This is a genomic window from Tenacibaculum sp. SG-28, from assembly GCF_002954385.1.
Taxonomy (GTDB): Bacteria; Bacteroidota; Bacteroidia; order Flavobacteriales; family Flavobacteriaceae; genus Polaribacter.
Map to the genome: position 1 here is coordinate 900,996 of NZ_MQVY01000001.1, position 23,177 is coordinate 924,172.

Annotated in this window: 24 protein-coding genes, 2 tRNA genes and 2 pseudogenes; 12 read left to right on the plus strand and 16 right to left on the minus strand. The window is 31.7% G+C overall.

The features are described from left to right. Positions 1-24: 24 nt before the first annotated feature. The 4 genes and pseudogenes from BSU00_RS03930 to BSU00_RS03945 all read left to right on the plus strand — a co-directional run bounded on the left by BSU00_RS03930 (position 25) and on the right by BSU00_RS03945 (position 4,033). Positions 25-981: an NAD(P)-dependent oxidoreductase gene (locus BSU00_RS03930; RefSeq protein ID WP_105003204.1), complete on the plus strand. Its 957-nt coding sequence runs from the start codon at positions 25-27 to the stop codon at positions 979-981. A 6-nt stretch (positions 982-987) separates the two neighbouring features. Further along, a complete protein-coding gene (locus tag BSU00_RS03935; RefSeq protein ID WP_105003205.1) occupies positions 988-2,229 on the plus strand; it encodes a DUF1015 domain-containing protein in 1,242 nt (413 codons plus the stop codon). Positions 2,230-2,240: 11 nt separating this feature from the next. After that, positions 2,241-2,900 (plus strand): YggS family pyridoxal phosphate-dependent enzyme, encoded by a 660-nt coding sequence (locus BSU00_RS03940; protein WP_105003206.1) that lies wholly within the window; start codon positions 2,241-2,243, stop codon positions 2,898-2,900. A gap of 33 nt (positions 2,901-2,933) precedes the next feature. Next, positions 2,934-4,033: pseudogene (locus BSU00_RS03945) on the plus strand (exonuclease domain-containing protein). A 180-nt stretch (positions 4,034-4,213) separates the two neighbouring features. Here the strand turns inward: BSU00_RS03945 and carB are convergent. Both carB and rpmH read right to left on the minus strand, forming a co-directional pair. Next, positions 4,214-7,064 (minus strand): annotated as a pseudogene (carB, locus tag BSU00_RS03950) (carbamoyl-phosphate synthase large subunit). Positions 7,065-7,167: 103 nt separating this feature from the next. After that, positions 7,168-7,329, minus strand: coding sequence for a 50S ribosomal protein L34 (gene rpmH / locus BSU00_RS03955; RefSeq protein WP_105003207.1), 162 nt, complete (start codon positions 7,327-7,329; stop codon positions 7,168-7,170). Between the two features lie 218 nt (positions 7,330-7,547). Between rpmH and BSU00_RS03960 the strand changes: the two genes are divergently transcribed. Next, the gene (locus BSU00_RS03960) at positions 7,548-9,161 is read left to right on the plus strand and encodes a CTP synthase (RefSeq protein WP_105003412.1); all 1,614 of its coding nucleotides are present in this window, start codon (positions 7,548-7,550) and stop codon (positions 9,159-9,161) included. Between the two features lie 189 nt (positions 9,162-9,350). Continuing rightward, positions 9,351-11,237 (plus strand): membrane protein insertase YidC, encoded by a 1,887-nt coding sequence (gene yidC / locus BSU00_RS03965; protein WP_105003208.1) that lies wholly within the window; start codon positions 9,351-9,353, stop codon positions 11,235-11,237. 508 nt (positions 11,238-11,745) lie between these two features. Here yidC and BSU00_RS13175 read toward each other — a convergent pair. Beyond that, on the minus strand, positions 11,746-12,291 hold the full coding sequence (locus BSU00_RS13175) for an FKBP-type peptidyl-prolyl cis-trans isomerase (protein ID WP_233188580.1): 546 nt from the start codon (positions 12,289-12,291) through the stop codon (positions 11,746-11,748). 20 nt (positions 12,292-12,311) lie between these two features. Next, on the minus strand, positions 12,312-12,578 hold the full coding sequence (locus tag BSU00_RS13180; protein WP_233188581.1) for a hypothetical protein: 267 nt from the start codon (positions 12,576-12,578) through the stop codon (positions 12,312-12,314). Between the two features lie 125 nt (positions 12,579-12,703). On the opposite strand from BSU00_RS13180, the gene BSU00_RS03975 reads away from it, so the two are divergent. Further along, positions 12,704-13,072 (plus strand): RNA-binding S4 domain-containing protein, encoded by a 369-nt coding sequence (locus tag BSU00_RS03975; RefSeq protein ID WP_105003209.1) that lies wholly within the window; start codon positions 12,704-12,706, stop codon positions 13,070-13,072. A 33-nt stretch (positions 13,073-13,105) separates the two neighbouring features. Continuing rightward, positions 13,106-13,612: a phosphoribosyltransferase family protein gene (locus BSU00_RS03980; RefSeq protein WP_105003210.1), complete on the plus strand. Its 507-nt coding sequence runs from the start codon at positions 13,106-13,108 to the stop codon at positions 13,610-13,612. Here the strand turns inward: BSU00_RS03980 and BSU00_RS03985 are convergent. Continuing rightward, entirely contained in the window at positions 13,604-14,122 is a 519-nt protein-coding gene (locus tag BSU00_RS03985) for a shikimate kinase (protein WP_105003211.1), read from the minus strand. The two genes, BSU00_RS03980 and BSU00_RS03985, sit on opposite strands and share 9 nt — an antisense overlap. A 108-nt stretch (positions 14,123-14,230) precedes the next feature. Here BSU00_RS03985 and BSU00_RS03990 point away from each other — a divergent pair. The 4 genes from BSU00_RS03990 (at position 14,231) to BSU00_RS13665 (ending at position 16,182) form a co-directional block, all read left to right on the plus strand. After that, positions 14,231-14,303 (plus strand) — tRNA-Lys (locus tag BSU00_RS03990). Positions 14,304-14,345: 42 nt separating this feature from the next. After that, positions 14,346-14,428: transfer RNA gene (locus BSU00_RS03995), tRNA-Leu, on the plus strand. A 182-nt stretch (positions 14,429-14,610) separates the two neighbouring features. Continuing rightward, a complete protein-coding gene (locus tag BSU00_RS04000) occupies positions 14,611-15,819 on the plus strand; it encodes a tyrosine-type recombinase/integrase (protein ID WP_105003212.1) in 1,209 nt (402 codons plus the stop codon). A 240-nt stretch (positions 15,820-16,059) separates the two neighbouring features. Next, a complete protein-coding gene (locus tag BSU00_RS13665) occupies positions 16,060-16,182 on the plus strand; it encodes a hypothetical protein (RefSeq protein ID WP_255402270.1) in 123 nt (40 codons plus the stop codon). A gap of 319 nt (positions 16,183-16,501) precedes the next feature. On the opposite strand, the gene BSU00_RS04005 is transcribed toward BSU00_RS13665, so the two are convergent. From BSU00_RS04005 to BSU00_RS04050, 11 genes are all read right to left on the minus strand, one after another. Beyond that, on the minus strand, positions 16,502-17,152 hold the full coding sequence (locus tag BSU00_RS04005) for a hypothetical protein (RefSeq protein ID WP_105003213.1): 651 nt from the start codon (positions 17,150-17,152) through the stop codon (positions 16,502-16,504). 300 nt (positions 17,153-17,452) lie between these two features. Then, positions 17,453-18,460: an HNH endonuclease signature motif containing protein gene (locus tag BSU00_RS04010; RefSeq protein ID WP_105003214.1), complete on the minus strand. Its 1,008-nt coding sequence runs from the start codon at positions 18,458-18,460 to the stop codon at positions 17,453-17,455. Continuing rightward, complete coding sequence (locus tag BSU00_RS04015; RefSeq protein ID WP_105003215.1) at positions 18,460-18,891, minus strand: hypothetical protein; 432 nt, start codon at positions 18,889-18,891, stop codon at positions 18,460-18,462. The genes BSU00_RS04010 and BSU00_RS04015 overlap by 1 nt, the downstream gene beginning before the upstream one ends. Before the next feature lie 286 nt (positions 18,892-19,177). After that, complete coding sequence (locus BSU00_RS04020; protein WP_105003216.1) at positions 19,178-20,017, minus strand: hypothetical protein; 840 nt, start codon at positions 20,015-20,017, stop codon at positions 19,178-19,180. Positions 20,018-20,030: 13 nt separating this feature from the next. Next, the gene (locus BSU00_RS12875; RefSeq protein WP_158254389.1) at positions 20,031-20,168 is read right to left on the minus strand and encodes a hypothetical protein; all 138 of its coding nucleotides are present in this window, start codon (positions 20,166-20,168) and stop codon (positions 20,031-20,033) included. A 119-nt stretch (positions 20,169-20,287) separates the two neighbouring features. Next, positions 20,288-20,566 (minus strand): hypothetical protein, encoded by a 279-nt coding sequence (locus BSU00_RS04025; protein WP_105003217.1) that lies wholly within the window; start codon positions 20,564-20,566, stop codon positions 20,288-20,290. A gap of 91 nt (positions 20,567-20,657) precedes the next feature. Beyond that, complete coding sequence (locus BSU00_RS04030) at positions 20,658-21,254, minus strand: hypothetical protein (RefSeq protein WP_105003218.1); 597 nt, start codon at positions 21,252-21,254, stop codon at positions 20,658-20,660. 171 nt (positions 21,255-21,425) lie between these two features. Beyond that, positions 21,426-21,818, minus strand: coding sequence for a hypothetical protein (locus BSU00_RS04035; RefSeq protein WP_146104784.1), 393 nt, complete (start codon positions 21,816-21,818; stop codon positions 21,426-21,428). An 84-nt stretch (positions 21,819-21,902) separates the two neighbouring features. Continuing rightward, entirely contained in the window at positions 21,903-22,235 is a 333-nt protein-coding gene (locus BSU00_RS04040) for a hypothetical protein (RefSeq protein ID WP_105003220.1), read from the minus strand. Between the two features lie 106 nt (positions 22,236-22,341). Further along, positions 22,342-22,563, minus strand: coding sequence for a hypothetical protein (locus BSU00_RS04045; RefSeq protein WP_105003221.1), 222 nt, complete (start codon positions 22,561-22,563; stop codon positions 22,342-22,344). A gap of 90 nt (positions 22,564-22,653) precedes the next feature. Further along, positions 22,654-22,890, minus strand: coding sequence for a hypothetical protein (locus BSU00_RS04050; RefSeq protein ID WP_146104785.1), 237 nt, complete (start codon positions 22,888-22,890; stop codon positions 22,654-22,656). Between the last annotated feature and the right edge of the window lie 287 nt (positions 22,891-23,177).

Here is a 23,177-nt window from a genome sequence, read left to right on the forward strand (position 1 = left end):
CAATAAAAAAAGAAATTAGATTTTATGCGAATTTTAATTAACGATAAAATTTCCGAGAACGGGATTGCAACCCTTAGAGCTGCTGGTTTTGAGGTAATAGTTACCAAAGTAGCACAAGTACAACTAGAAAATTACATCTGTGAAAACAGCATTGATGCCATCGTTGTGAATCACAATACTGGTGTAACGCAAGAATTGCTAGAGGCATGTCCTAGCATTAAATTAATCGCTTGTACCAGACCCAACATGGATAATATCGATATCGACTATGCTTACGAAAACGGAATTCACGTTGTAAATGCTACCAAAGCAACTACTATTGCTGTTGCCGAATTAGTGTTCGCGCATTTATTTGGAATGGTTCGATTTTTGCACCAGTCTAATAGAGAAATGCCTTTAGAAGGAGATTCGAGATTTGGAGATTTAAAAAAACAATTTTCCGTAGGGCAAGAACTTCGAGGAAAAACACTTGGAATTATTGGTCTGGGGAAAGTAGGAACCGAGGTCGCAAAAATAGCAGTAGGAATTGGCATGCGTGTCATTGCCACACATAGTACAAAAAGTGAAAATCCTGAGGTTACCCTATCTTTTTTTGATGGACAATCCATCACGATACCAATAGCTACCAAAAAAACAGAAGATGTTTTAAAAGCTGCTGATTTTATTTCTATTCACACCCCTTTACTGGATGACTATGTAATTGGTGAAAAACAATTAGCTCTTATGAAAGATAATGTTGGTATTGTTAATACTGCTATTGGTGGAGTGATCGATGAAATTGCTCTTGTAAACGCCATTAAAAAGGGAAAAGTAAAATATGCAGGATTGGATGTTTATGAAAATCAACCAACACCAGAGATACAATTACTGATGAATCCTGAAATTTCGTTAACTCCCAACATAGGCGGCACAACCAAAGAATCCCAAGAGAGAATTGGAGATGAAATAGCAAAACAAATTATCGAATTATTAGCTGAATAATACGCTATGGCAATCGTAAAACCCTTTAGAGCAGTTCGAGCAACCAAAGATAAAGTTGCTTTGGTTTCTTCAAAATCTTTTGAAGTTTATACGCCTGAAGAATTACATGCAAAGTTAACGTACAACCCGTTTTCTTTTCTACATGTAATTAATCCTGGTTATAAGTACCATCACAAAGAAATTTCTGGCGAACAACGCTTTAAAATGGTCCACAATAGGTATTTAGAGTTCAAAGAAGATGAATACCTTATTCAAGATGAAACTCCTGCTTTTTACATTTATAAAAAAGTAACTCCGGTGCATGTATTCATTGGCATAATTGCAGCAACCTCTGTGCATGATTTTCATCAAAATAAAATAAAAAAACACGAGGCTACCTTACGAAGTAGAGAACTTTTATTTGAAGAATATCTCAAAAATACTGGATTCAATGCAGAGCCGGTTCTCCTTACTTATCCGGAGAATCCTATGGTTAATTCCATCCTCGAAAAGTACCAAAAATTGGTACCTGAATATGAATTTACCACCACGGATAAGAACTTGCATACTATTTGGCCGATAACAAATACCAAAGATATCGCTACAGTAACTGAAGCATTTAAAGATGTAAGTACTTTGTACATTGCAGACGGACATCACAGATCAACATCTTCCTGTATCCTAGCTGAAAATTTAGCTAAAAATAATGCTAGCCATACTGGAGAGGAGCCCTATAATTATTTTATGAGTTACTTGTTATCCGAAAATCAATTGTGCATCTATGAGTTTAATCGATTTATAAAAGATTTAAATGGGTTATCGCCAGATGAATTTTTGATAGAACTAGATACTATATTTAAGATTGAAAACAAGGGGGAGGAATTATTTAAACCCTTAAAAAAACACCAATTTTGCATGTATCTTAACGGTAGTTTTTATGCTTTAACACTCCGAAAATCTGCGTATAAATTCACAGATAAATTAAGTAAACTCGATGCGCAAATACTTTTTCAAACGGTATTAAAGCCAATTCTTGGGATTCACGATATTCGAAATAGCTCTAAAATTATATATTCTCAAAATAAATCTGGAGGTTTAGAATTAAAAACCAAAGTCGACGAAGGAACTTTTAAAGTTTCTTTTGGTATGTTAGCTACCAACATAAAAGAACTAAAAGAAATCATTGACGATAATTTAATAATGCCGCCAAAAACAACCTACATTGAGCCTAAATTAAGAAGTGCATTAACTATTTATGAGTTTCTGTAAAATGAATACCGATGATAAAAGATAATCTGAAAAAAATAAAGCAAAATATCCCTGAACATGTAACTTTAGTTGCTGTTTCTAAAACAAAACCTATTCAAGATATCGAAGAAGCCTATGCGGCAGGACAGCGTGTATTTGGCGAAAATAAAATTCAAGAAATGGCTACTAAGTACGAAGCATTACCAAAAGATATACAGTGGCATATGATTGGGCATTTACAGCGAAATAAAGTTAAGTATATGGCGCATTTTGTCTCTTTGATACATGGTGTAGACAATTTTAAAACTCTTGTAGAGATTAACAAACAAGCAAAAAAGCACGATCGAGTTATCCATTGTTTACTGCAAGCAAAAATAGCCAAAGAAGATACAAAGTTTGGTTTGAGTTTTACTGGCATAAAAGATATTTTAAATTCGGAAGAATTCATGGAGTTAGATAATGTTAAGGTAACAGGTCTTATGGGAATGGCTACTTTTACAGATGACACCGTTCAACTAAATGAAGAGTTTAGCAGTCTTTTTAATTTTTTTAAAGAAATGAGTACTAAATTTCCAACGCTAACCACACTTTCCATGGGGATGAGCGGAGACTATCAACAAGCTATTGCCAATGGTAGTTCTATGGTAAGGATAGGTAGTTCTATATTTGGTGTTCGAAATTATATTACTTAAATTTACGCTAAGCCTAATCAAAAAGAGAAAGAATTGTACGCTATATTAGATATCGAAACTACTGGAGGCAAGTTCAATGAAGAAGGGATTACCGAAATCGCTATTTACAAACACGATGGTCATCAAGTTGTTGATCAGTTCATAAGTTTGGTTAATCCGGAACGAAAAATTCAAGATTTTGTTGTTAAACTTACTGGAATAAGTAACAAGATGCTCCGAAATGCTCCCAAATTTCATGAGGTTGCCAAGAGAATTGTAGAAATTACAGACAATTGTATTTTAATAGCGCACAATGCAAGTTTTGATTACAGAATATTAAAAACAGAATTTAATCGTCTTGGTTATGAGTATAAAAAAACACCATTTGTACCGTTACCTTAAGTAAACTACTTATAAAAGATGCACCATCTTACAGCTTAGGTAAGCTATGCAGACATCTAGGAATTCCGGTAACAGATAGACACCGTGCAAATGGAGACGCTATAGCTACAACTAAACTGTTTAAGCTTCTATTAGATAAAGACACCGATAGAAAAATCACAAGCGATACCATAAAATACTTTGACAACAGACAGGAAAAGCAACGCATTATAAAAATCCTAGACAAGTTGCCAGAGAAACAAGGCGTTTTTTACATACACAATCAAGAAGGAACCATTCTTTATATCGGGAGAGGCTCCAATATAAAATTAGAGGTCAACAAACAATTTTTGAAAAAAACTAGCAAAGGTGAAAAAGTATTAAAAAGAGCATATGATGTTACTTACGAGGAGACTGGAAATGTACTCTTAACAAGACTAAAATACCATCTAGACTTGCAAAGAATACGACCTAAATTCAATATTATCAGAAAACGTAAAAAATTAGGTATTGACTTCAACAGTGATAATTTTTTCATCCAAGACAAGGGTAGATTTCCAGAGGAGAACTCTATTATTTTGGTAGAAAACAATGTTGTCTTAGGATATACCTTTACTAACCTAGCGTTTCAAGAAAACCAAATTGAGATTTTAAAATCAATGCTAACCCCCATCGAGAATAAAGATTTAGCAAAAACCATTGTAAAAAACTATTTACTCAAAAACAAAGTTCATAAAATAGTTCGATTTGACACCAACAATAGTTTTATATAAAAATTATAGAGAAACGATAAATCTTCCGAATACCTCACGAAACATCAAAATAAATGGGGTAGCATATCTAAACTAGTAATAAATCGAATTTTTTGTATTTCTGACAGGTAAAAGCCTCTAAAATCTACCATAAAAAAGCCTTATAGTTTCTATAAGGCTTTTTTACATATTTGTGTAACTCTATTTACTCAAGTACATCTTTCTTCGCGCGTAAAGATCATAAAACTGATCGTCACGTAAGTTATCAATAAACAAGATACTCTCTCCAGTAGATTTCATTTCAGGCCCCAATTTTTTATTTACGTTGGGAAATTTATTAAACGAAAAAACAGGTTGTTTAATTGCAAAACCTTCCAATTGAGGATTGAAATTAAAATCGGCAACCTTTTTATCTCTTAACATTACCTTAGTGGCATAATTCACATAAGGCTCCTTATACGCTTTGGCGATAAAAGGTACCGTACGAGATGCCCTTGGGTTAGCCTCGATGATGTATACTTTGTCGTCTTTAATTGCGAACTGAATATTAATTAAACCAACAGTATCTAACGCTAAAGCAATAGTTTTTGTGTATTCTCTAATTTGTTCCAGAACTAACTCACCAAGGTTAAAGGCAGGTAACGTCGCATTAGAATCTCCAGAGTGAATTCCACATGGTTCAATGTGTTCCATGATTCCGATGATGTACACATTTTCACCATCACAAATAGCATCTGCCTCTGCCTCTATTGCTCCTTCTAAGTAATGATCTAATAGTAATTTATTGTTTGGTATTTTTCGCAATAAGTCTACTACGTGCTCTAATAACTCTTCTTTATTAATTACAATTTTCATTCCCTGACCTCCTAAAACATAAGAAGGACGAACTAATATTGGAAAATCAAGATCGTCTGCAAGCGCTAAGGCTTGTTCTGCATTTTCTGCAACACCAAATCTTGGATATGGAATATTGTTTTCCTTTAATAGCGTTGAAAAACTTCCTCTATCCTCTGCTAAGTCAAGTGCTTTAAAACTTGTTCCTATAATTGGAATACCGTAACGGTCTAATTTCTCTGCTAATTTTAAAGCTGTTTGTCCACCTAACTGCACGATAACACCTTCTGGCTTTTCGTGTTTTATGATGTCGTAGATATGCTCCCAAAATACGGGCTCGAAATATAGTTTATCGGCCGTATCAAAGTCTGTAGAAACTGTTTCAGGGTTACAATTAATCATGATTGTTTCGTAGCCACACTCAGCCGCCGCCAATACACCATGTACACAACAGTAATCAAACTCAATGCCCTGTCCAATTCTGTTCGGCCCTGATCCTAAAACTATGATTTTCTTTTTATCACTTACCTTGCTTTCATTGGCTACAGTAACTGTTCCTTCCGGAGTCTCTATGGTACTCTCAAAAGTAGAATAGTAATACGGAGTTTTCGCTTCAAATTCAGCAGCACAAGTATCTACCAATTTATATACCCTCTTAACATTTAATTCCTCTCGCTTTGCGTATACTTCACTTTCAAGACATCCCAACATGTGTGCGATTTGTCTATCCCCATATCCCTTCTGCTTTGCCTCTAGTAATAAATCTTTCTGAAGCGTATCAATCGTGTATTTTGAGATTTCTTTTTCTATTTCAAATAGCTCTTCGTATTGTTTCAAGAACCACATATCAATTTTTGTGATTTCGTGAATTTTACTCAATGGCATTCCTATTTGTATGGCATCATAAATAGCAAACACCCGATCCCAAGACGCATATTTCAATTTATCTTTTATCTGGTTGTAGTCGGTATAACTTTTACCATCTGCTCCAATTCCATTTCTCTTAATTTCTAAAGATTGTGTCGCTTTATGCAGTGCCTCTTGGAAAGAACGACCTATTCCCATTACCTCCCCTACTGCTTTCATTTGAAGTCCTAAAGTTCTATCTGACCCTTCAAACTTATCGAAATTCCAGCGTGGAATTTTCACTATTACATAATCTAAAGTTGGCTCAAATAAAGCAGATGTAGATTTTGTTATCTGGTTATCCAATTCATCTAAGGTATATCCTACCGCTAACTTGGCAGCAATCTTCGCAATCGGATACCCTGTAGCTTTAGATGCTAATGCAGATGATCGCGATACCCTTGGATTAATTTCAATAGCTATGATATCTTCGTTTTCGTCTGGAGAAACAGCAAACTGCACATTACAACCTCCTGCAAATTCACCAATAGAACGCATCATTTTGATTGCCATATCACGCATTTTCTGATAGGTCTTGTCCGATAAGGTCATGGCAGGTGCTACAGTGATAGAATCCCCTGTATGAATTCCCATCGTCCATATTTTCAATCGAACAAATAATAACCACATTATCGTTATCATCACGTAATAGTTCTAATTCAAACTCCTTCCAACCCATCATGGCTTTGTCTATCATAACCTCATGGATAGGAGAAATTTCCAAACCGCGAGTTAACGATTTTTCAAATTCCTCTTCATCATACACAATAGAAGCTCCTGCGCCTCCTAAAGTAAAAGAAGCCCTAATACATAACGGGAAGCCATATTCTTGTGCTATCTCTTTTCCTTTTAGATACGAGGTAGCAGTTGCTTGCGGAGCCATTGGTACACCAATTTCCAGCATCAACTCTCTAAATTTTTCACGATCTTCTGTGATATTGATAGCATTGATATCCACTCCAATAATTTCTACTCCGAAATCATTCCATATACCTTTTTCATCTGCTTCAATACAAAGGTTAAGAGCGGTTTGTCCTCCCATAGTTGGCAGTACTGCATCAATTTGCGGGTGCTCTTTAAGAATTTGAATTATAGATTTGGTATTTAATGGTAAAAGATATACATGATCAGCCATTGAAGGGTCTGTCATGATGGTAGCAGGATTGGAATTAATTAATATTGTTTCAATTCCATCTTCGCGCAACGAACGAAGTGCTTGCGATCCAGAGTAATCAAATTCACATGCTTGACCAATTACAATTGGTCCCGATCCGATAATTAAAATTGACTTTAGGTCTTGTCTTTTAGGCATTACTTAATGTTGTATAGTTGTGTATAAAAATAAAAATTGTTTGCGTATAAAAAAAGGTGTTACTAAAAAAAAGTAACACCTCTATATTAATGATAATATACCATTATTTCTTTGGTCTTGCTTCAGATGAAACAGTCAATTTCTTTCTTCCCTTTGCTCTTCTTCTAGCTAATACTTTACGACCATTAGCAGAAGCCATTCTATCTCTGAAACCGTGCTTGTTTCTTCTCTTACGTTTTGATGGTTGGTACGTTCTTTTACTCATTACAATATATCTTAAATATCTTCTTAATTAATGTTTGCTTTTGTGAAATTCCGTCTGCTAAAAGCGTGGGCAAATATACAACAGTTTTTCAGTCTGACAAATTCAATTTTTCTTTTTTTAAAAAAAAATATAATTTTAAAGCAGGCACCTCTTTTTTCTACAATTTTTGTTTGCCGAGTTTAACATACTTCTTACTTTTGCCCAAACCTAACAATATCATGAACAATACAAAATATGTATTTGTAACTGGTGGGGTAACCTCCTCACTAGGAAAAGGAATTATAGCCGCTTCACTAGCAAAATTAGTTCAAGAGAGAGGTTTCTCTGTAACTATACAAAAACTAGACCCTTATATAAATATAGATCCAGGAACATTAAATCCTTATGAGCATGGCGAATGCTATGTTACTGATGACGGTGCAGAAACCGATTTAGACTTGGGACATTATGAACGATATTTAAACATCCCTACTTCTCAAGCCAATAACGTAACTACAGGTAGAATATACCAATCTGTAATAAATAAAGAGAGAAAAGGAGAATTTTTAGGAAAAACTGTACAAGTAATTCCGCACATAACCGATGAAATCAAACATCGCGTTAAGCTTCTGGGTAATACTGGTGAGTATGATATTGTTATTACAGAAATTGGTGGAACTATTGGAGATATAGAGTCTTTACCTTATGTTGAGGCAGTTCGTCAATTACAATGGGAAATGGGACAAGAAAATGCTATTGTAATTCATCTAACGCTTGTACCGTATCTTTCTGCTGCAGGAGAATTAAAAACAAAGCCTACACAGCATTCTGTGAAAATGCTAATGCAAAGTGGTGTTAGTCCGGATATTTTAGTTTGTCGTTCTGAACATGAAATAAACGATACCATTAAACGTAAGTTGGCTTTATTTTGCAATGTTAAAAAACAAGATGTAATTCAATCTCTAGATGCGGAGACCATATATGACGTTCCTAATTTAATGTTTCAAGAAGGACTGGATTATGTCGTCTTAGAAAAACTTCGTTTATCTACGAGAAAACAACCAAAACTTAAAGCTTGGAATAAATTTTTAGAAAAACATAAAAACCCAATTTCTTCTGTAGAAATAGGATTGGTTGGGAAATATGTAGAACTACACGATTCGTATAAATCGATAACAGAGGCTTTTATACATGCTGGTGCGGCCAATAAGACTAAAGTTAATATACGATGGATACACTCAGAAGAATTAACGCCTGAAAATGCCGTTACCATGCTACAAGGCTTGGATGGAGTTCTAGTAGCTCCAGGATTTGGTGACCGAGGAATTGAAGGAAAGATTGCAGCCGTAGCGCATGTGCGTGAAAATAATATTCCTTTTTTAGGTATCTGTTTAGGAATGCAAATGGCTGTTATCGAATTTGCTAGAAATGTTCTTGGACTAGTTGGTGCTAATTCAACAGAAATGCAACCCGATGTAAACTATCCGGTTATTAGCTTAATGGAAGAACAAAAAGGAGTAACTGACAAAGGAGGAACCATGCGATTAGGAGCGTGGAATTGTCAATTATCTCACGATTCTAAGGTATACGAATCTTATAAAGAAGAGATAATCAGTGAACGTCATCGCCATCGCTATGAGTTTAACAACGATTTTAAAGCGCAAATTGAAGATGCAGGAATGAAAGCTACAGGGATTAACCCAAAAACTGGCTTAGTGGAAATTGTTGAGGTACCTGAGCATCCATGGTTCGTTGGAGTTCAATACCATCCAGAATACAAGAGTACGGTTTTAAATCCACATCCTTTATTTGTTAGTTTTATAAAGGCAGCCCTAAAACAATCTAAAAAATAAAAGAAAATCCTGTGAAATTAGTCGCAGGATTTATTTTTAAAAAAAGTGGAACAACATTTGAGCTATTTACTGCAACAAAACAAATAAAGGTAAACACTGCCTAAATAGACGTGGTTTTACTAAATTTGTCGGTTTTTAAAGCTATTAAAAACCCATTTACTGACAAGTTGACAATTATAAAATAAAGCAATGGAACAAAAAAAATTCGATTTTAATTCCTTTATTGGAATGATTTTACTGGGAGCACTTTTACTATGGTACATGAATACCCAAAAACCAGAAATAACAGAATCCTCAGTTGAAGAAATAAAGACAGAACAAGCTAAAGAATCCGATAATTCTGCAGCACAACACGAGGAGATAAGTTACGGCAATGATTCCATTCAAAAAGAGTTACTTCAAAACAAATTAGGTGCATTTTCTTACAGTGCAATGGTCGCAAAAGAGGGAAACAGCGTTTTAGAAAATGATGTTGTAAAAATTACCATAAGCAATAAAGGAGGACAAATTACGGAAGCTTTATTGAAAAACTTTAAAACCTACGATTCCCTCCCTTTATACTTAATTAAGGATAAAAATGCCTCCTTTAATATCAACTTTGGGACAACGGATAATAGAATTTTAAACACCAAAGATTTACTTTTCGAGCCAACTTTAACCACAACCGGTGATACCGAAGTATTATCGTTAAAATTGAAAGTTGCCAAGGATAAGTTTTTAGAGTATCGTTACGAAATTAAAAAAGACGACTATAGAATTAATTTTGCAGTTCGTTCACAAGGCCTAAGTGCTGTGATTAATGCTTCGCAGCAAATTAATTTAAACTGGAACCTGAAAGCATATCGCCATGAAAAGAGTATGAAAACAGAAAACACCATGTACTCTTGGTATTATTATAAAGCGGATGATGAAGTAGACTATTTAAGACCTGGAAATTCTGAGGTTTTAAATGATGTTAATTGGGTTTCTTACAAACAACATTTTTTCTCTACGGCTTTAGTGAGTGATACAGCTTTTAACAGCGCAACACTTACCTCTACAGATTTGGGAGAAAATGAAGAGAATAGCACAGGAGTATTCACTAAAGAATACGACTTAAAAACACCACTTGCCTTACGTAATGGAGAATTGAATTACAATATGCAATGGTTTTATGGGCCAACAGATTATAACTTACTCAAAACCTACGAAGGTACCGGTCTTGATGAAACAGCAGACTTAGGTTGGGGTATTTTTGGAACCCTAAATCGTTATGTTTTTTATCCGGTTTTTAACATGCTGAAAGGCTTTATTGGAAACTATGGTTTAATAATTATTTTAATGACCATAGTAGTTCGTATTATCATGTCGCCTGTATTGTACAAATCCTATTTATCTAGTGCAAAAATGAAAGTTATTCGTCCTGAAATGGAGGAAATAAACAAAAGACTTCCTGGCAAGGAAAATGCGATGAAACGCCAGCAAGAAATCATGGCAGTGCAGCGAAAAGCTGGTGTTAGTATGATGTCGGGATGTGTTCCTGCGCTTCTTCAAATGCCCGTTTTCTTTGCTTTGTTCAAATTCTTTCCAACCAACATAGATTTTAGACAAAAAAGTTTTTTATGGGCGAATGATTTATCTTCATATGATACAATCTTTAAATTACCTTTTGAAATTCCTTTCTATGGCGACCATGTTAGTTTATTTCCAATTTTAGCCTCAATAGCGATTTTCTTTTACATGAGAATGAACCAAAGCCAACAAGCAAATATGCAGGCACCTGCACAAGAAGGAATGCCGGATATGGGAAAAATGATGAAATGGATGATTTACTTTTCTCCTATTATGATGTTATTCTTTTTTAACAACTATGCAAGTGGCTTAAGTTTGTATTATTTCATCTCTAATTTACTTACTATTGCGATAATGTTGGTTATAAAGAATTTTGTGATTGACCAGGATAAAATCCATGCTCAAATTGAAGAAAACAAGAAAAAACCTGTTAAGAAGAGTAAGTTTCGTGAACGTCTTGATGCTGCAATGAAGCAGGCACAAGAACAACAAGCTTTACAACAAAAAGCTAAAAGCAAAAAGTAGTAGCTTACCAATTTATAAAGTAAAACCATCCCCTACGGATGGTTTTTTTATACCTAAAATTAATCGCATGTCTAAATTAAAAGTATCCCCTCAAGAATCACAAGCCAATTATAATAAATACTGGATAGCAGGGTATGCGGAAGTATTGTGAAAAACAAAACTAAAAACTACAAAAATCACCCAAGAAATTTACTCCTATTACAAAATTTAAGATCCGTGTATCTTTATGGATTTTAAAATAAAAAGGGTTGATTTTTTGTTACAAAAACTACCCTAGTAATCACGAAAATTAAAAACTTATTAAAGTTATCTAAAATACAAACCTCACTGCAATTCAGTACTACATATAGGTTACAAAACACAAGTGCATTGCGTATTATTTGATGGAAGTTTCAATAAAAATAAAGTCTAAACAAAACACAATACACCAAATGTCTTATGCATTAAAAAGAGCTATAATATTTCTATTATAGCTCTTATAAATTATGCGTGGTAAATACTTTTGATACTATCGTACTTTTCGATTTAAGTAATCAGGAAGATCCGGATTGTTTGGATCGTTTTTATCATTGGTCGGATCACCGTCACCATTGGCGTCTTCATCCCTTGTCGGGATACCGTCTCCATCATCATCAAAATCTCGATAATTCGCAAGACCATCTTCATCGGTATCATCATTATACGGATCACCATCACCATCGGGATCTTCTAATATCCCAGGAACATTATCATTATCAAAATCAGTATCTGGTAAAATATCCCATAAATTAATATAGAATAACAAATTTGAATTTGGACCTATTCGTCCGGAAGAATTATTTCTGTATGCCAAACCGGATGGAATGAAAATGAAACCTTCACCGTAATTGATATACGAGATAGGATCGTTAGGAGCATCTACTAGCTCACCAGGTTTGAATTCAGGAAAACTATATCTCCAACCAGGAATAACGTTAGACAATACAAGCCAAGAAGTATTCTCATCAAAAGTATTCCCTAAAGCGTTAGAAGATTCAATTATCTTTCCATTATACTTGGTAAAAACAGAGTCCATTACCGTAGGATTTCCTTTATCTAAATTTGGATTCGAATGCCCACCTGGTTTATAACATATACATATAATTTATAGTCTATATCGAATTGATTGACGTCTTTGGTTATTAAATTAACATCGTTAAAAAGAGGAGTTTCCCCCGATAATAAAGAGTCAATAGTTTTCGTGGTAGAGTTATAATAATTATTCTTTAAAAATTTTACAATAGAATCATTATCAATAATCGCTTGAGCCTCATGATCAAAATCAACAATCTCATCACCGCTATCTCCACACGAATAAATCAAAACACAGAAGGTTAGGAAATAAAAAATGTATTTTAGTTTTTGCATTTAGTATGAATAATTTTAGGGCGCAATTTACCATTTTTATACCTTTGTGAAAAATGATTAGGTAATTTTTAACTATTTTAATGAGAATTGACAAATATTTGTGGTGCATACGACTTTTTAAAACTCGAAGTATTGCTACAGAGGCCTGCAAAAAAGGGCATGTTAAAATTTCAGGCAATAACCTTAAACCCTCTAAAGAAATATTCGGAAACGAGGAAATAACCATAAGAAAAAATCAAATAAACTATAAAATTAAAGTCCTAGATATTCCACCGAATAGAGTTGGTGCTAAATTAGTAGATTTATACCGAAAAGATGAAACACCTCGAGAAGAATTTGAAAAAACCGAACTACTAAAATACAGCAAAGACTATTATCGAAAGAAAGGTTCGGGAAGACCAACCAAAAAAGACAGAAGAGATATTGATGACTACTATCAAGATAACTAATACTAGACTACCGTAAATTTGTACCACTACAGCATGAATACAGCAAACAACAATATAATTCTAAATAATAACGAGATTGAGCACAAAATTAGAAGAATTGCATATCAAATATTCGAATCTAATAACGAAGAAAGAGAGATTGTAATTGCCGGAATAAGTAACAATGGATTTCTTTTTGCAAAAAAGATAGCCAATGTATTGGAAGAAATATCCCCCATTACAGTTGTTTTATGTGAGGTTTTCATTAATAAAAAGCGTCCTATCGAAGCGATAAAGACCTCTATTGATCAAGACCAATACAAGAACAAAGCACTAGTACTTGTAGACGATGTATTAAATTCAGGCACTACCCTAATCTATGCTGTTAAACATTTTTTAGAAGTCCCTCTGAAAAAATTTAAAACAGCAGTTTTGGTAAATAGAAACCATAAAAAATATCCTGTGAAAGCCGATTTTAAAGGAATTTCACTTTCTACGTCTATAAAAGAACACGTCGCTGTAGAATTTAATAAAGACGAAATTATAGCCTATTTAAATTAATAAATCGGTAAGCTCTTTCGTGACCTCCTCTATTGATTTGCTATCGACATGTATCGTAAAATTCGCTTTTAAATAATATAAATTGCGCTCGAACAAATGTTTCGCAATAAACTCATGTAAATCCAAATTGTTTAGAGATGCTACTAGTGGCCTCTGCGCTTTTTCTTTGCTTAGCCTACTTACCAGAGTATTGATGTTAGCCTTCAAATAAATAGAACGTGTATTTTGTGTATTTAGAATAGCATCCATATTATTAGCATAACATGGAGTCCCACCTCCTAAGGATAATAAAAAATCATCATCACTAGCCAATAATTCCTTTAAATACTTACTTTCTATTGTTCTAAAATAAACCTCTCCTTTATATTTAAATATATCTTTAACCGTTTGTTTTTCCTGTTTTTCTATGAACGTATCTAAATCAATAAAAGGATAATCAAGGACATTAGCGGCCATTTTCCCAATCGAAGATTTTCCGCAAGACATATACCCAAGTAAAATAATTTTCATATGACGATGACATTAAAGATTTACAAATATGACTAAAAAAAATCAAAAAAAATAGTTTGAGTTTTAAAAAACCATTGTATATTTGCAACCGCTTTTAAGCACGAAAATGACCGGGTAGCTCAGTTGGTAGAGCATCTCCCTTTTAAGGAGAGGGTCCTGGGTTCGAGCCCCAGCCCGGTCACAAAAAGTTAAGCAAAAAATTCGCTTAACTTTTTTAATTTAAGCACGTATGGCGGAATTGGTAGACGCGCAGGCTTGAGGGGCTTGTTCACAACGTGAGTGCAGGTTCGACTCCTGTTACGTGCACTTTCTTCACTTTTTTAAATCAAACAAATTTTCGGAAAACAAGCAAAAACCTAGTAAAAACAAGGGTTTAGAGAATTTATACCCTTTTTTAAAAAAAATTAATTTGCTTTTAAATACGGTAAAAGTGGCAACTGTGGTGGCAACTGGCTATATTTGTATTATGGCATTATGAAACTTTTTACATGTATTTTGATTTAAAAGAACCAAATTCGACACAGGAGACATTGATCGTACTACGATATTATATTTCCAAAAATGAGGGTAGATTTGTTTTTTCAACTGGCTTAACTATCCATCCCCAAGAATGGGATAAAAAAACTAAATTACCCATACAAAAAAGAGGTCGTTCAGACCTTGGTTCTATCAATAGAAAGCTTCAAGAATTTATCGTCTTCTTAGACAAAACAGTTGATAATTTCGACTTAAATAAAATACCTATTACAAAAGCAAATCTAAAAGAACGGTTTGCAAGTGAATTTAACAAAACCAATGAAAAGAAAACGTTTAGTTATTTTACTGACTTTGTAGCTGATTTTGTAGAAAAAGCCCCAAACCTAGTAAACCGAAAAACTAAAAGAAAGCACAGTAAAGTTCAATTGAAACATTACAAAACTTCCCTTAACATTCTATTGAAATATGAAAGCTTCTGCAATAAACGAATAAAAATTAATGAGTTTGACCTAAAAACCTACGATTCATTGTGCGAATACCTCTTAAACGACCAAAAGTATTCTATTAATTCAAGTGGAGAAGTTATAAAAAATATTAAGGTGTTTTTATCTAAAGCAGAGGAATCAGGACTTACAATTAATCAAGATTATAAAAGTAATTACTTTACAACTTTAAAAGAGGAAAGTGTTTCTTTTGCATTGAATGAAGAAGAAATTGAAAGCATTTTAAATTATGATTTTTCAAATAATAAAAGACTAGAAAACGCAAGGGATTTGTTCATTATAGGTTTATGGACTGGTTTAAGGGTTTCCGACTTCCTAACGCTTTCAAATATTAATGTTAAAGACGATTTTATAAAAGTTAAACCACAAAAAACAGTTACTACCTCTGGTATTTCTGTGGTTATACCTTTACACCATCATATTAAAGAGGTAATCAAAAAAAGAGGTATGCCCCACTCTATTTCAGATGTTAAATTCAATAAATACATAAAAGAGGTATGCAAAGAAATAGGTTTTAGCGAATTGATAAAAGGAGGATTAGTATTTGTCGATGAAAATACAGGAGATAGAAGAAAAAAAATAGGTATGTACCCAAAATACAAACTTGTAAGCTCTCATATTTGCCGACGTTCATTTGCTACCAATTTATATAAAATGAATTTTCCATCTTTATCAATAATGCAAATTACAGGACACACTACGGAAAAAGCTTTTTGAAATACATAAAAGTAACACCAACAGAACATGCCGAAAAACTTCTTGCTCATTGGAAAGAATACTATAAAGCTACAAACGTAAGCAAGGACGTATCTAAATAGAATTTAATTTTGCATTATGTATGCAAAGTATTTTTCTGTTTTGGTTAAGAGTTCTGGCGCACCAAATTTAAGCACCGATTAATTTATACGTTATCAAAATATTATAGCAATCGAGTATTTTATTTTGAAAATTAAAAGCATGGGAGTAGCTCATACTTTTTATAAAGAATTAGCGAGACATCAAGAAAATTTAGACAGACTTACCAAAAAACTACCTCCAGAAGAATTAATACAAGAAATGTTAAAACTATCTTATAGTTAGTTTATGAAATGTTAATTGATAACGATTGTATTATTTATTTTTTTAATTTTAAATGTACTTACTATCAAACAAACATTTTGTTTCGTGATAAAATTGTTTAAAAGTCCTTTATTATCCCCCAATAAAGGGCTTTTTTTATTCCTTATCACAACCAAATAAATAAAACAGTTAAAACACCCTTTTTAAAACTTTAGAGCCTTAAATCAATCGAATCAAAAATTTTAACACTTTCGTAAATTTATATTTGCTATTATTTTTTTTTACAAAATAGATATATTTTGTTCTCGAAGAGTTTTCCCAGTTATATCTATAATACCACTTATATATTTAAATATAAGATCGAAAAATTAGAAATAAAATTAACACTTGTAAAAAATATCTTTCCATCCTTATGAATATTAATAGAACTTAAACTTTTTAAGTAATTTAAGTTTTTTATTTCATTCATGTCAAATTTAGAATTTTTATGTATGATAGCATTTCTAATTTTTTGGTAACCTTGTATTTTATTCCAAGTATCATCTAATTCATTTAGATTTAATCCAACTGCTTTGTCAAGATAAACTTTACATTTTCTAATTTCATTATGTTCTTTAATATGTTTTAATTCAAGTTTTATATTATAGAAGTCGGTATAATCCTTACATAAATCTTTAAAAAAAGACTCGAAAATAGAGTATGCATTTAAAAAGTTACTCGATACATTGAAATTTCTATAAATAGAATCATATTTGTATGTCTCCATAGTCAAATCAAGCATGTGGTCATGGAATGAGTCATTATTGAAATAATTCTTTACAAATTCTTTACTTAATTTTTCATTTTTACTTGTAACCTCATTGAGGTAATCGTCAACGTCAATAATAAATTCTCTAAAGGGAGATATTAAATATTCTTCTAAATTAAATAAGTTCCTATCCAACTCATTGATAAATTGTTGTATTTCATCTGGCCTACTTGTTATGCTCATTTTATTTGTTTAATGGTAATATATGTTTTATCAAAAATAAATGTTTTAAATGTGTTATTTTACTTTTCTTAAATTCACTTTAAAAACAAAAAAAGCACCTCGTAAAAGGTGCTTAGTATAGTAGTAGATTGTGAGTAATTAAAATTAGTTGTTTTCTTTATTTTCTGTAAAGTCAACTATTTTATTACTCATACTTCCGTTAAAAGTTGCATAATTAAAGCAACTAAACTTTTAATTTTTGTAATCTTTAATAAAACTTTGAATGTACATTCTGAACAAATATAATTATAATCGCTAAGATTAAGATTTTATAGATTTTTCAAATATACTTTCATAGTAATCAAGAGCTAAGAAGCCAGATGTTCGAGAATGAATAAATAAATGTTTTTCTGGATCATACTCCACATAATTTAAAGAATGAGGTAGTTTGTCAACTTCTATTTCTTTGTCAATTTCATTAATAGGAATAGGCTTGTCGTAATCATATTTATAGTTAGCTCTAGTTAAAACATAAAGAGTATTGTTGTCTTTTGACAAACCGCTTTTTACTACAACATATTCTCCATTGTGATTTCTAAAAAAAACTTTACCCTTTTCTAAATTATCTTTATACTCCAATAAGGATGAAATGTTATTACCTTGGGGAGTGCATGGAAATTCATTTGGTTTATCATTATGAAATTTTTTTTCTTGGGCAGCATTTGGAGTTTTAGATAAAATGTAGTTAGAATAATTTTCACTTACATTTTCACTATTTATTTTTCTGAATATAAATTCTCCAAGTTTACCTCCTTTTGAAACACTACCCTCTTTAAACCATGTTGTTAGATTATTTAAAGTGTTTTCGGCTTCTTCTGGTGTAACAGTTCTCATCCATTCAGTATCTTTTTCATGAGGGCGTATAGGTTTTGATGGATCTTTTATAAAAGCATCAATACTTCCGTATAAATATATTACGCTTTGTAGCGAACGTTCATTAAGAAGAATGTTTTCTAATCGAGTAACCCATCTTAAATTTTCTGGTCTGTTATTTTGTCGATTTGTGTCGATATGATCTACAACATGATTTCCTGTTGGGTTTTCTCCATGAAATGCGGTAGCGACAATTTGATGAACCCTATTACTTGAAAAGTTTAAATATCCATCTGCTGTAATACTTGAATAGAATTTCCAAACATTATCAAGTTTTCTTTTTCTTTTATTCGGGTTAGGTTCTCTTAATATTGCCCCGTTATCTCTAACTCGATACTTTTCTCCTTTATAGATAGTCGTTTTTTCAATATCAAAAATGTCAATTATTTCTTTCATTACTTATTTTTAATATTCTCGCAGTAGTATTCTAAATAAAAACTTTCCATTGTATCTGGAAACGGTATTTTCATTTTCACACTGCTGTTTTGATTATAATCTACAACAGCATCTTTAGTCCAATATCCATTTGATTTAATACCTATTTCTTTTGATTCACAATCAAAAACATACAATACTACATCACTTATAATTGTATGTTCTTTTGTATTTAGCAGAGTGATTTCTTCGTGCTTTTTAGGTTTATTATAAACCGTTTTGAACCAAACAGTATTCTCTTTTAAAAGTTGGTAATAAAGTTCATGGTTAGTCTTTTTGCTTTTAAATATAAAAGTCCACCCATCGTAAACCTTACCCTCTTCTTTTTTATCTTGTCCGTAAAAGTCGCAGATTGAAAATATTAAAATAGCAATTAGTAGTTTTCTTTTCATTTCGGTTAATTTTATTAATTAAAAGTAAACAAATATATTTTCTCTACAATTAACTTTATTCTAGTTTTATAAAACTTAATTAATTTTGTCAATGATCGTATTAAAGAGTTTTAAGAACTCCCTGTAATTTTTCTTTTACCTGTTCTAACTTTTCTCTGGTTTCTTTTAGTTCTTTTTCTAGGGCTAATACATCAATAGTTTTCATATTTTCCTGTCCTGCTTCAAAAGCATTTTTTATCCTATCAATTCGACATCTTTTTCGCTTTCGATGGATTGTAAAAAATCTTTAGTTTGAATTGCTATAAGCTAGCATTTTTTGAAGAATTGAATCGTCCTTGATTGTATTACTTTTTTTGATATTTAACTGCTTAACCTTTGCTTTATCTATGTTTTTTAGCTTGTTTATCCAGTCATTCTCCTGCCAATCTCTTTGAAAGTTTAGCCAATTGTGTTTCTCTTGACCTGTCAAATCTTTAAATTTCATGTAAGCGACTGTTTGCTTTTCGAATTCTTGAAATTCTCCGTTTTGCTTTTTTGCTCTTGCGAAACTGTAAACACGCATTTTTAAAACTTCGGTTGTTTGAGAAAAAAATTCGCAAAGATTTTTTAAAAACATTTCTTCGTCTTTAGAGAAAATTAAATTTGAAAATTCATCATTCCCTTGCACGCCTATTGTTTGTTTGTTTATTTGTTTATTTGTTTGTTTGTTTATTTGTTTATCTATACTCGACTCGCTTTGGTGCGTGCTTTGGTATGTGCTTTCTACTTGCTTTGGTGTGTGCATTGTACTTGCTTTGTCATACGCTTTGGTATGTGCTTTGGTATGTGCTTTGGTATTTTTTACCAAAGCGATTATACTAGCGGTAAATTGATTTTTACTCTCTTGAACCATTTCTATAAAACCCCATTCGATTAAATTTAGTAGCGCAGGTTTATATGTTTTATAAGACCTTATTCCTAGTGCTTCCATTGCCATATCTGTTGGCAAACCAAACTTTTCTTTCCATCCTAAACGGTTACATCTATCAATAACAAAGAAGTATATTGCTGTGTGTATAGGCTTGACTTTTTCTGGATTCTCAAATGAGAAGTCGAACCATTGTCGAGATAAATCGTAACTATTCATTTTATACTTTTTTTTAAAAATTAGGAGCTGTATTTACTGCTCTATCTATTAGTTGAATTATTAATCGTGTTGGTACGATATGTTCCTTTTGAATCTTTTCGTTGTCTATGTGATTATCAAAACGAATACATCTTTTTTGCGCTTCTTCCATTTCTTTTAAGCGACTTTTAAGAACTTGTTTCTGTAGCTTATTATTTTAATTATTTTCAGAACAAAAATTCTGACAACTTAAAGTTAAGTCTAATTTTAATCGGTTAAACATGGCAAATGTTAAAATTTACGTTTTGGTCTTGATTTTACATATTCCAAAAACTTTAATCCGTCAATTTCTTTCTCTGTCATTGGTTTTAACTCTGTCTCCTGCTTTTTATGTCTTTTTGCAAAAAGCCTATCTAAATATTCCGCAACTTCTGCCTCTCTTTGGGCTTTTGATTTTCTTTTCGACTTTATTAGTTCTGGCTTTATCTTAACACCTAACATTTTATAAAGTCTTTGCTTCTCCTTTTCTGAAAGTGCTTGTATTACGTTGTAGGCTGTTTCTGCTTTCATAGGTATAAATAAAAAAGCAAGGACATATTTAAAAAAACACGTTTTACTAAACGTGTTTTATAATATATTTAAATTCTAAGGAGCGTATACTTTACTCGCAGGGTATCGAACCACTTTGAGTAATTGTATACGAATAGTATACTATATTATTACTTCCCAAATCAACCGCTTGAGTATATTCACCAGTTAAATAATATTCTATCCGTTTAGCTGATTCATCGTAACGAGTGTTTGAAAAAGTTTCATGCCAAGTAAGTCCATATTGCCAACCTGAAAGATTAGAATTCATTGAGGTTGGTTGACAAAAATCTATATAAAATCCATATACAAGCGTTGTCTGAAAACCAATAGGGTACCTCCGCGTCCAATAATAATTATTCTCTTCACCTCCACCTTCATTATCTATATGTGTAATCTTATCAAAACCTACAGATGATCCAAATTTAGCTTTATTATCTTCAATATTTTGCTTGCATTCTTTAATAGAAGGTAAATCTGTAATATTTTCATGGTTATCAATACTATTTTTTGGAACAAATCTAATATTATGGAATCCATTTTCTTCCAAATAAGATTTTAACTCCAATTGTTCCAATTCCAATCTTGTATCATCAAGAACGTTATTTTCATCCGAACATGAATTTAGAACTATTAAGAATGCTAAGGCAATAAATTTGATTTTTTTCATTTGATTGAGTTTTAAATTTTTACAAATATTGATATAAGAATTAATACTAACAATACCTATAAACCCTATTTAACACTTATAGTTAACCCTACTATAGACTAATGGTTAACCCTATTATAGATTAATGGTTAACACTGGTTATCCTAAATTAAAACACTATAAATCATAATTCTAACTAACCATATTTAAGTCAAAGAATTTTTCAATATATTTAAAAGTCAAATAATGCGTGATTTTTGTGTGAGACTTTATCTCTTGAATTATGCCCACAGCCGGATCATAATATTTTCCTTTGTGCTTTACTATGAAATGTCCGTTTTCAGTTGGGTAACTTAGTCTTATTATGCTACTGTCTGGAATCTCTGAATAAGTAATATCATAGCCTTTTATTAATCTTGTTTTATACCCTTGACGGTTTAAATACTTCATTATGTCGGTATCTATATTTGTAGTTCCGTCTTTCCCTAAGTCTTTACATATTTCCTCCAGAGAATTACCTGTTATCATAGACAAACAACTTTGACCGCATTTTTTAGAGTTAAAAGGCTGTGTTACGTGCTGCATTTATTTTAATCTTTTAATTACTTAACTTTTTGACATAAAAAAACCACTTCTTTTGAAGTGGTTGTGGTAAGGTTTTTTAAATATTCAATTTACTTTTTCATTTAAAACTGAATACATTCTTTGTTTAATATTATCTACCTCGGAAAGAGCCTTTTTCAAAAACGGAATAATTTCTATTTCTCTATTTAAAAAAAACATCTTATTTTCCTTTACTATTTTAAACTGAACATCAATTGAACTAACGATTTCACCATTTTTGATTACTAAATCTTCAACTTTTTTACCATTAACCAAAGTATTAGTAAATGATATATTTGATGTATCCGAAACATGAAACGCACCTGGAAGATTTACACTCTGTACTTTATCTTTATTTTCAGTTTTATTTAAATTATTGTGTTTAACTTCATTAGTCAATTCACATAAGTTTATTAACCATTGATCATTTATTTCAAATGGTTGAACTGACAGGAAAATTTTATAAATAGAAAAATATTTTTCTTTGAGCCCAGGAAAGTTTCTTTTAATTGAAAGTTTTAAAATGATTTAATCTTTGCCCATAAGGAAAAAATACTTTTTTCTCGGGAGAATTAACAATATCTGAAACATCCTTTGCAATGTATTCTAATCCACTTCGTAAATTTTCTAAAGTGTTTTTCAATAGAACTTTATCAATATTATCTTCTAATTGAATTATTTGATTTTTAGTGTATTTTAAAATTTGATCTACTTGTTCTTTGTTCATTTCATATTTTATATTTTATATTTTTAGTTAAAAAACAATCTTTGAAACTCATTTTTATCCATTTCCTTTGGTTTAAATAAGGATAAATTTCTACATTATTGAATCTTCAATATTACTAACTCTTTGATTTAGCAATTTTAAATTTTCTGCAATTTCAGATAAAAACAATTGAATTTCACTACTATTTTTATAATAACTTTCTATATCAGAGGTAAACCCCAAACAAATACTTTTAATAGTTTTTATTTTCTCTTCAACAGGTATATCTGAATCGAGAAATTCAATACTTTCCTTCAATGTCATTATATAATCTTCAATTTCACTCATAAATATTTTATTTATTTATTGTTATCACTTTTAATCTAAAAATCTAATCTATCAAATATATGGAATAAATAAAATAATTTATTTAGTCCATGATAAATTTACTTACCACAATTATATCAAAGAACTTTACAGGCTTTTTAGTATTACCGTTTAACTACTGTTTGTTTAATTCTATATTTTATACAAGTTTTATACTCAATTATCGCTTTCGTCTGCTTTTTTAAGTTCTTCAGCTGCTATCTATAAATTTCTACCACAGTAGAATCCGTTTTCGTCTTCCAAGTCAG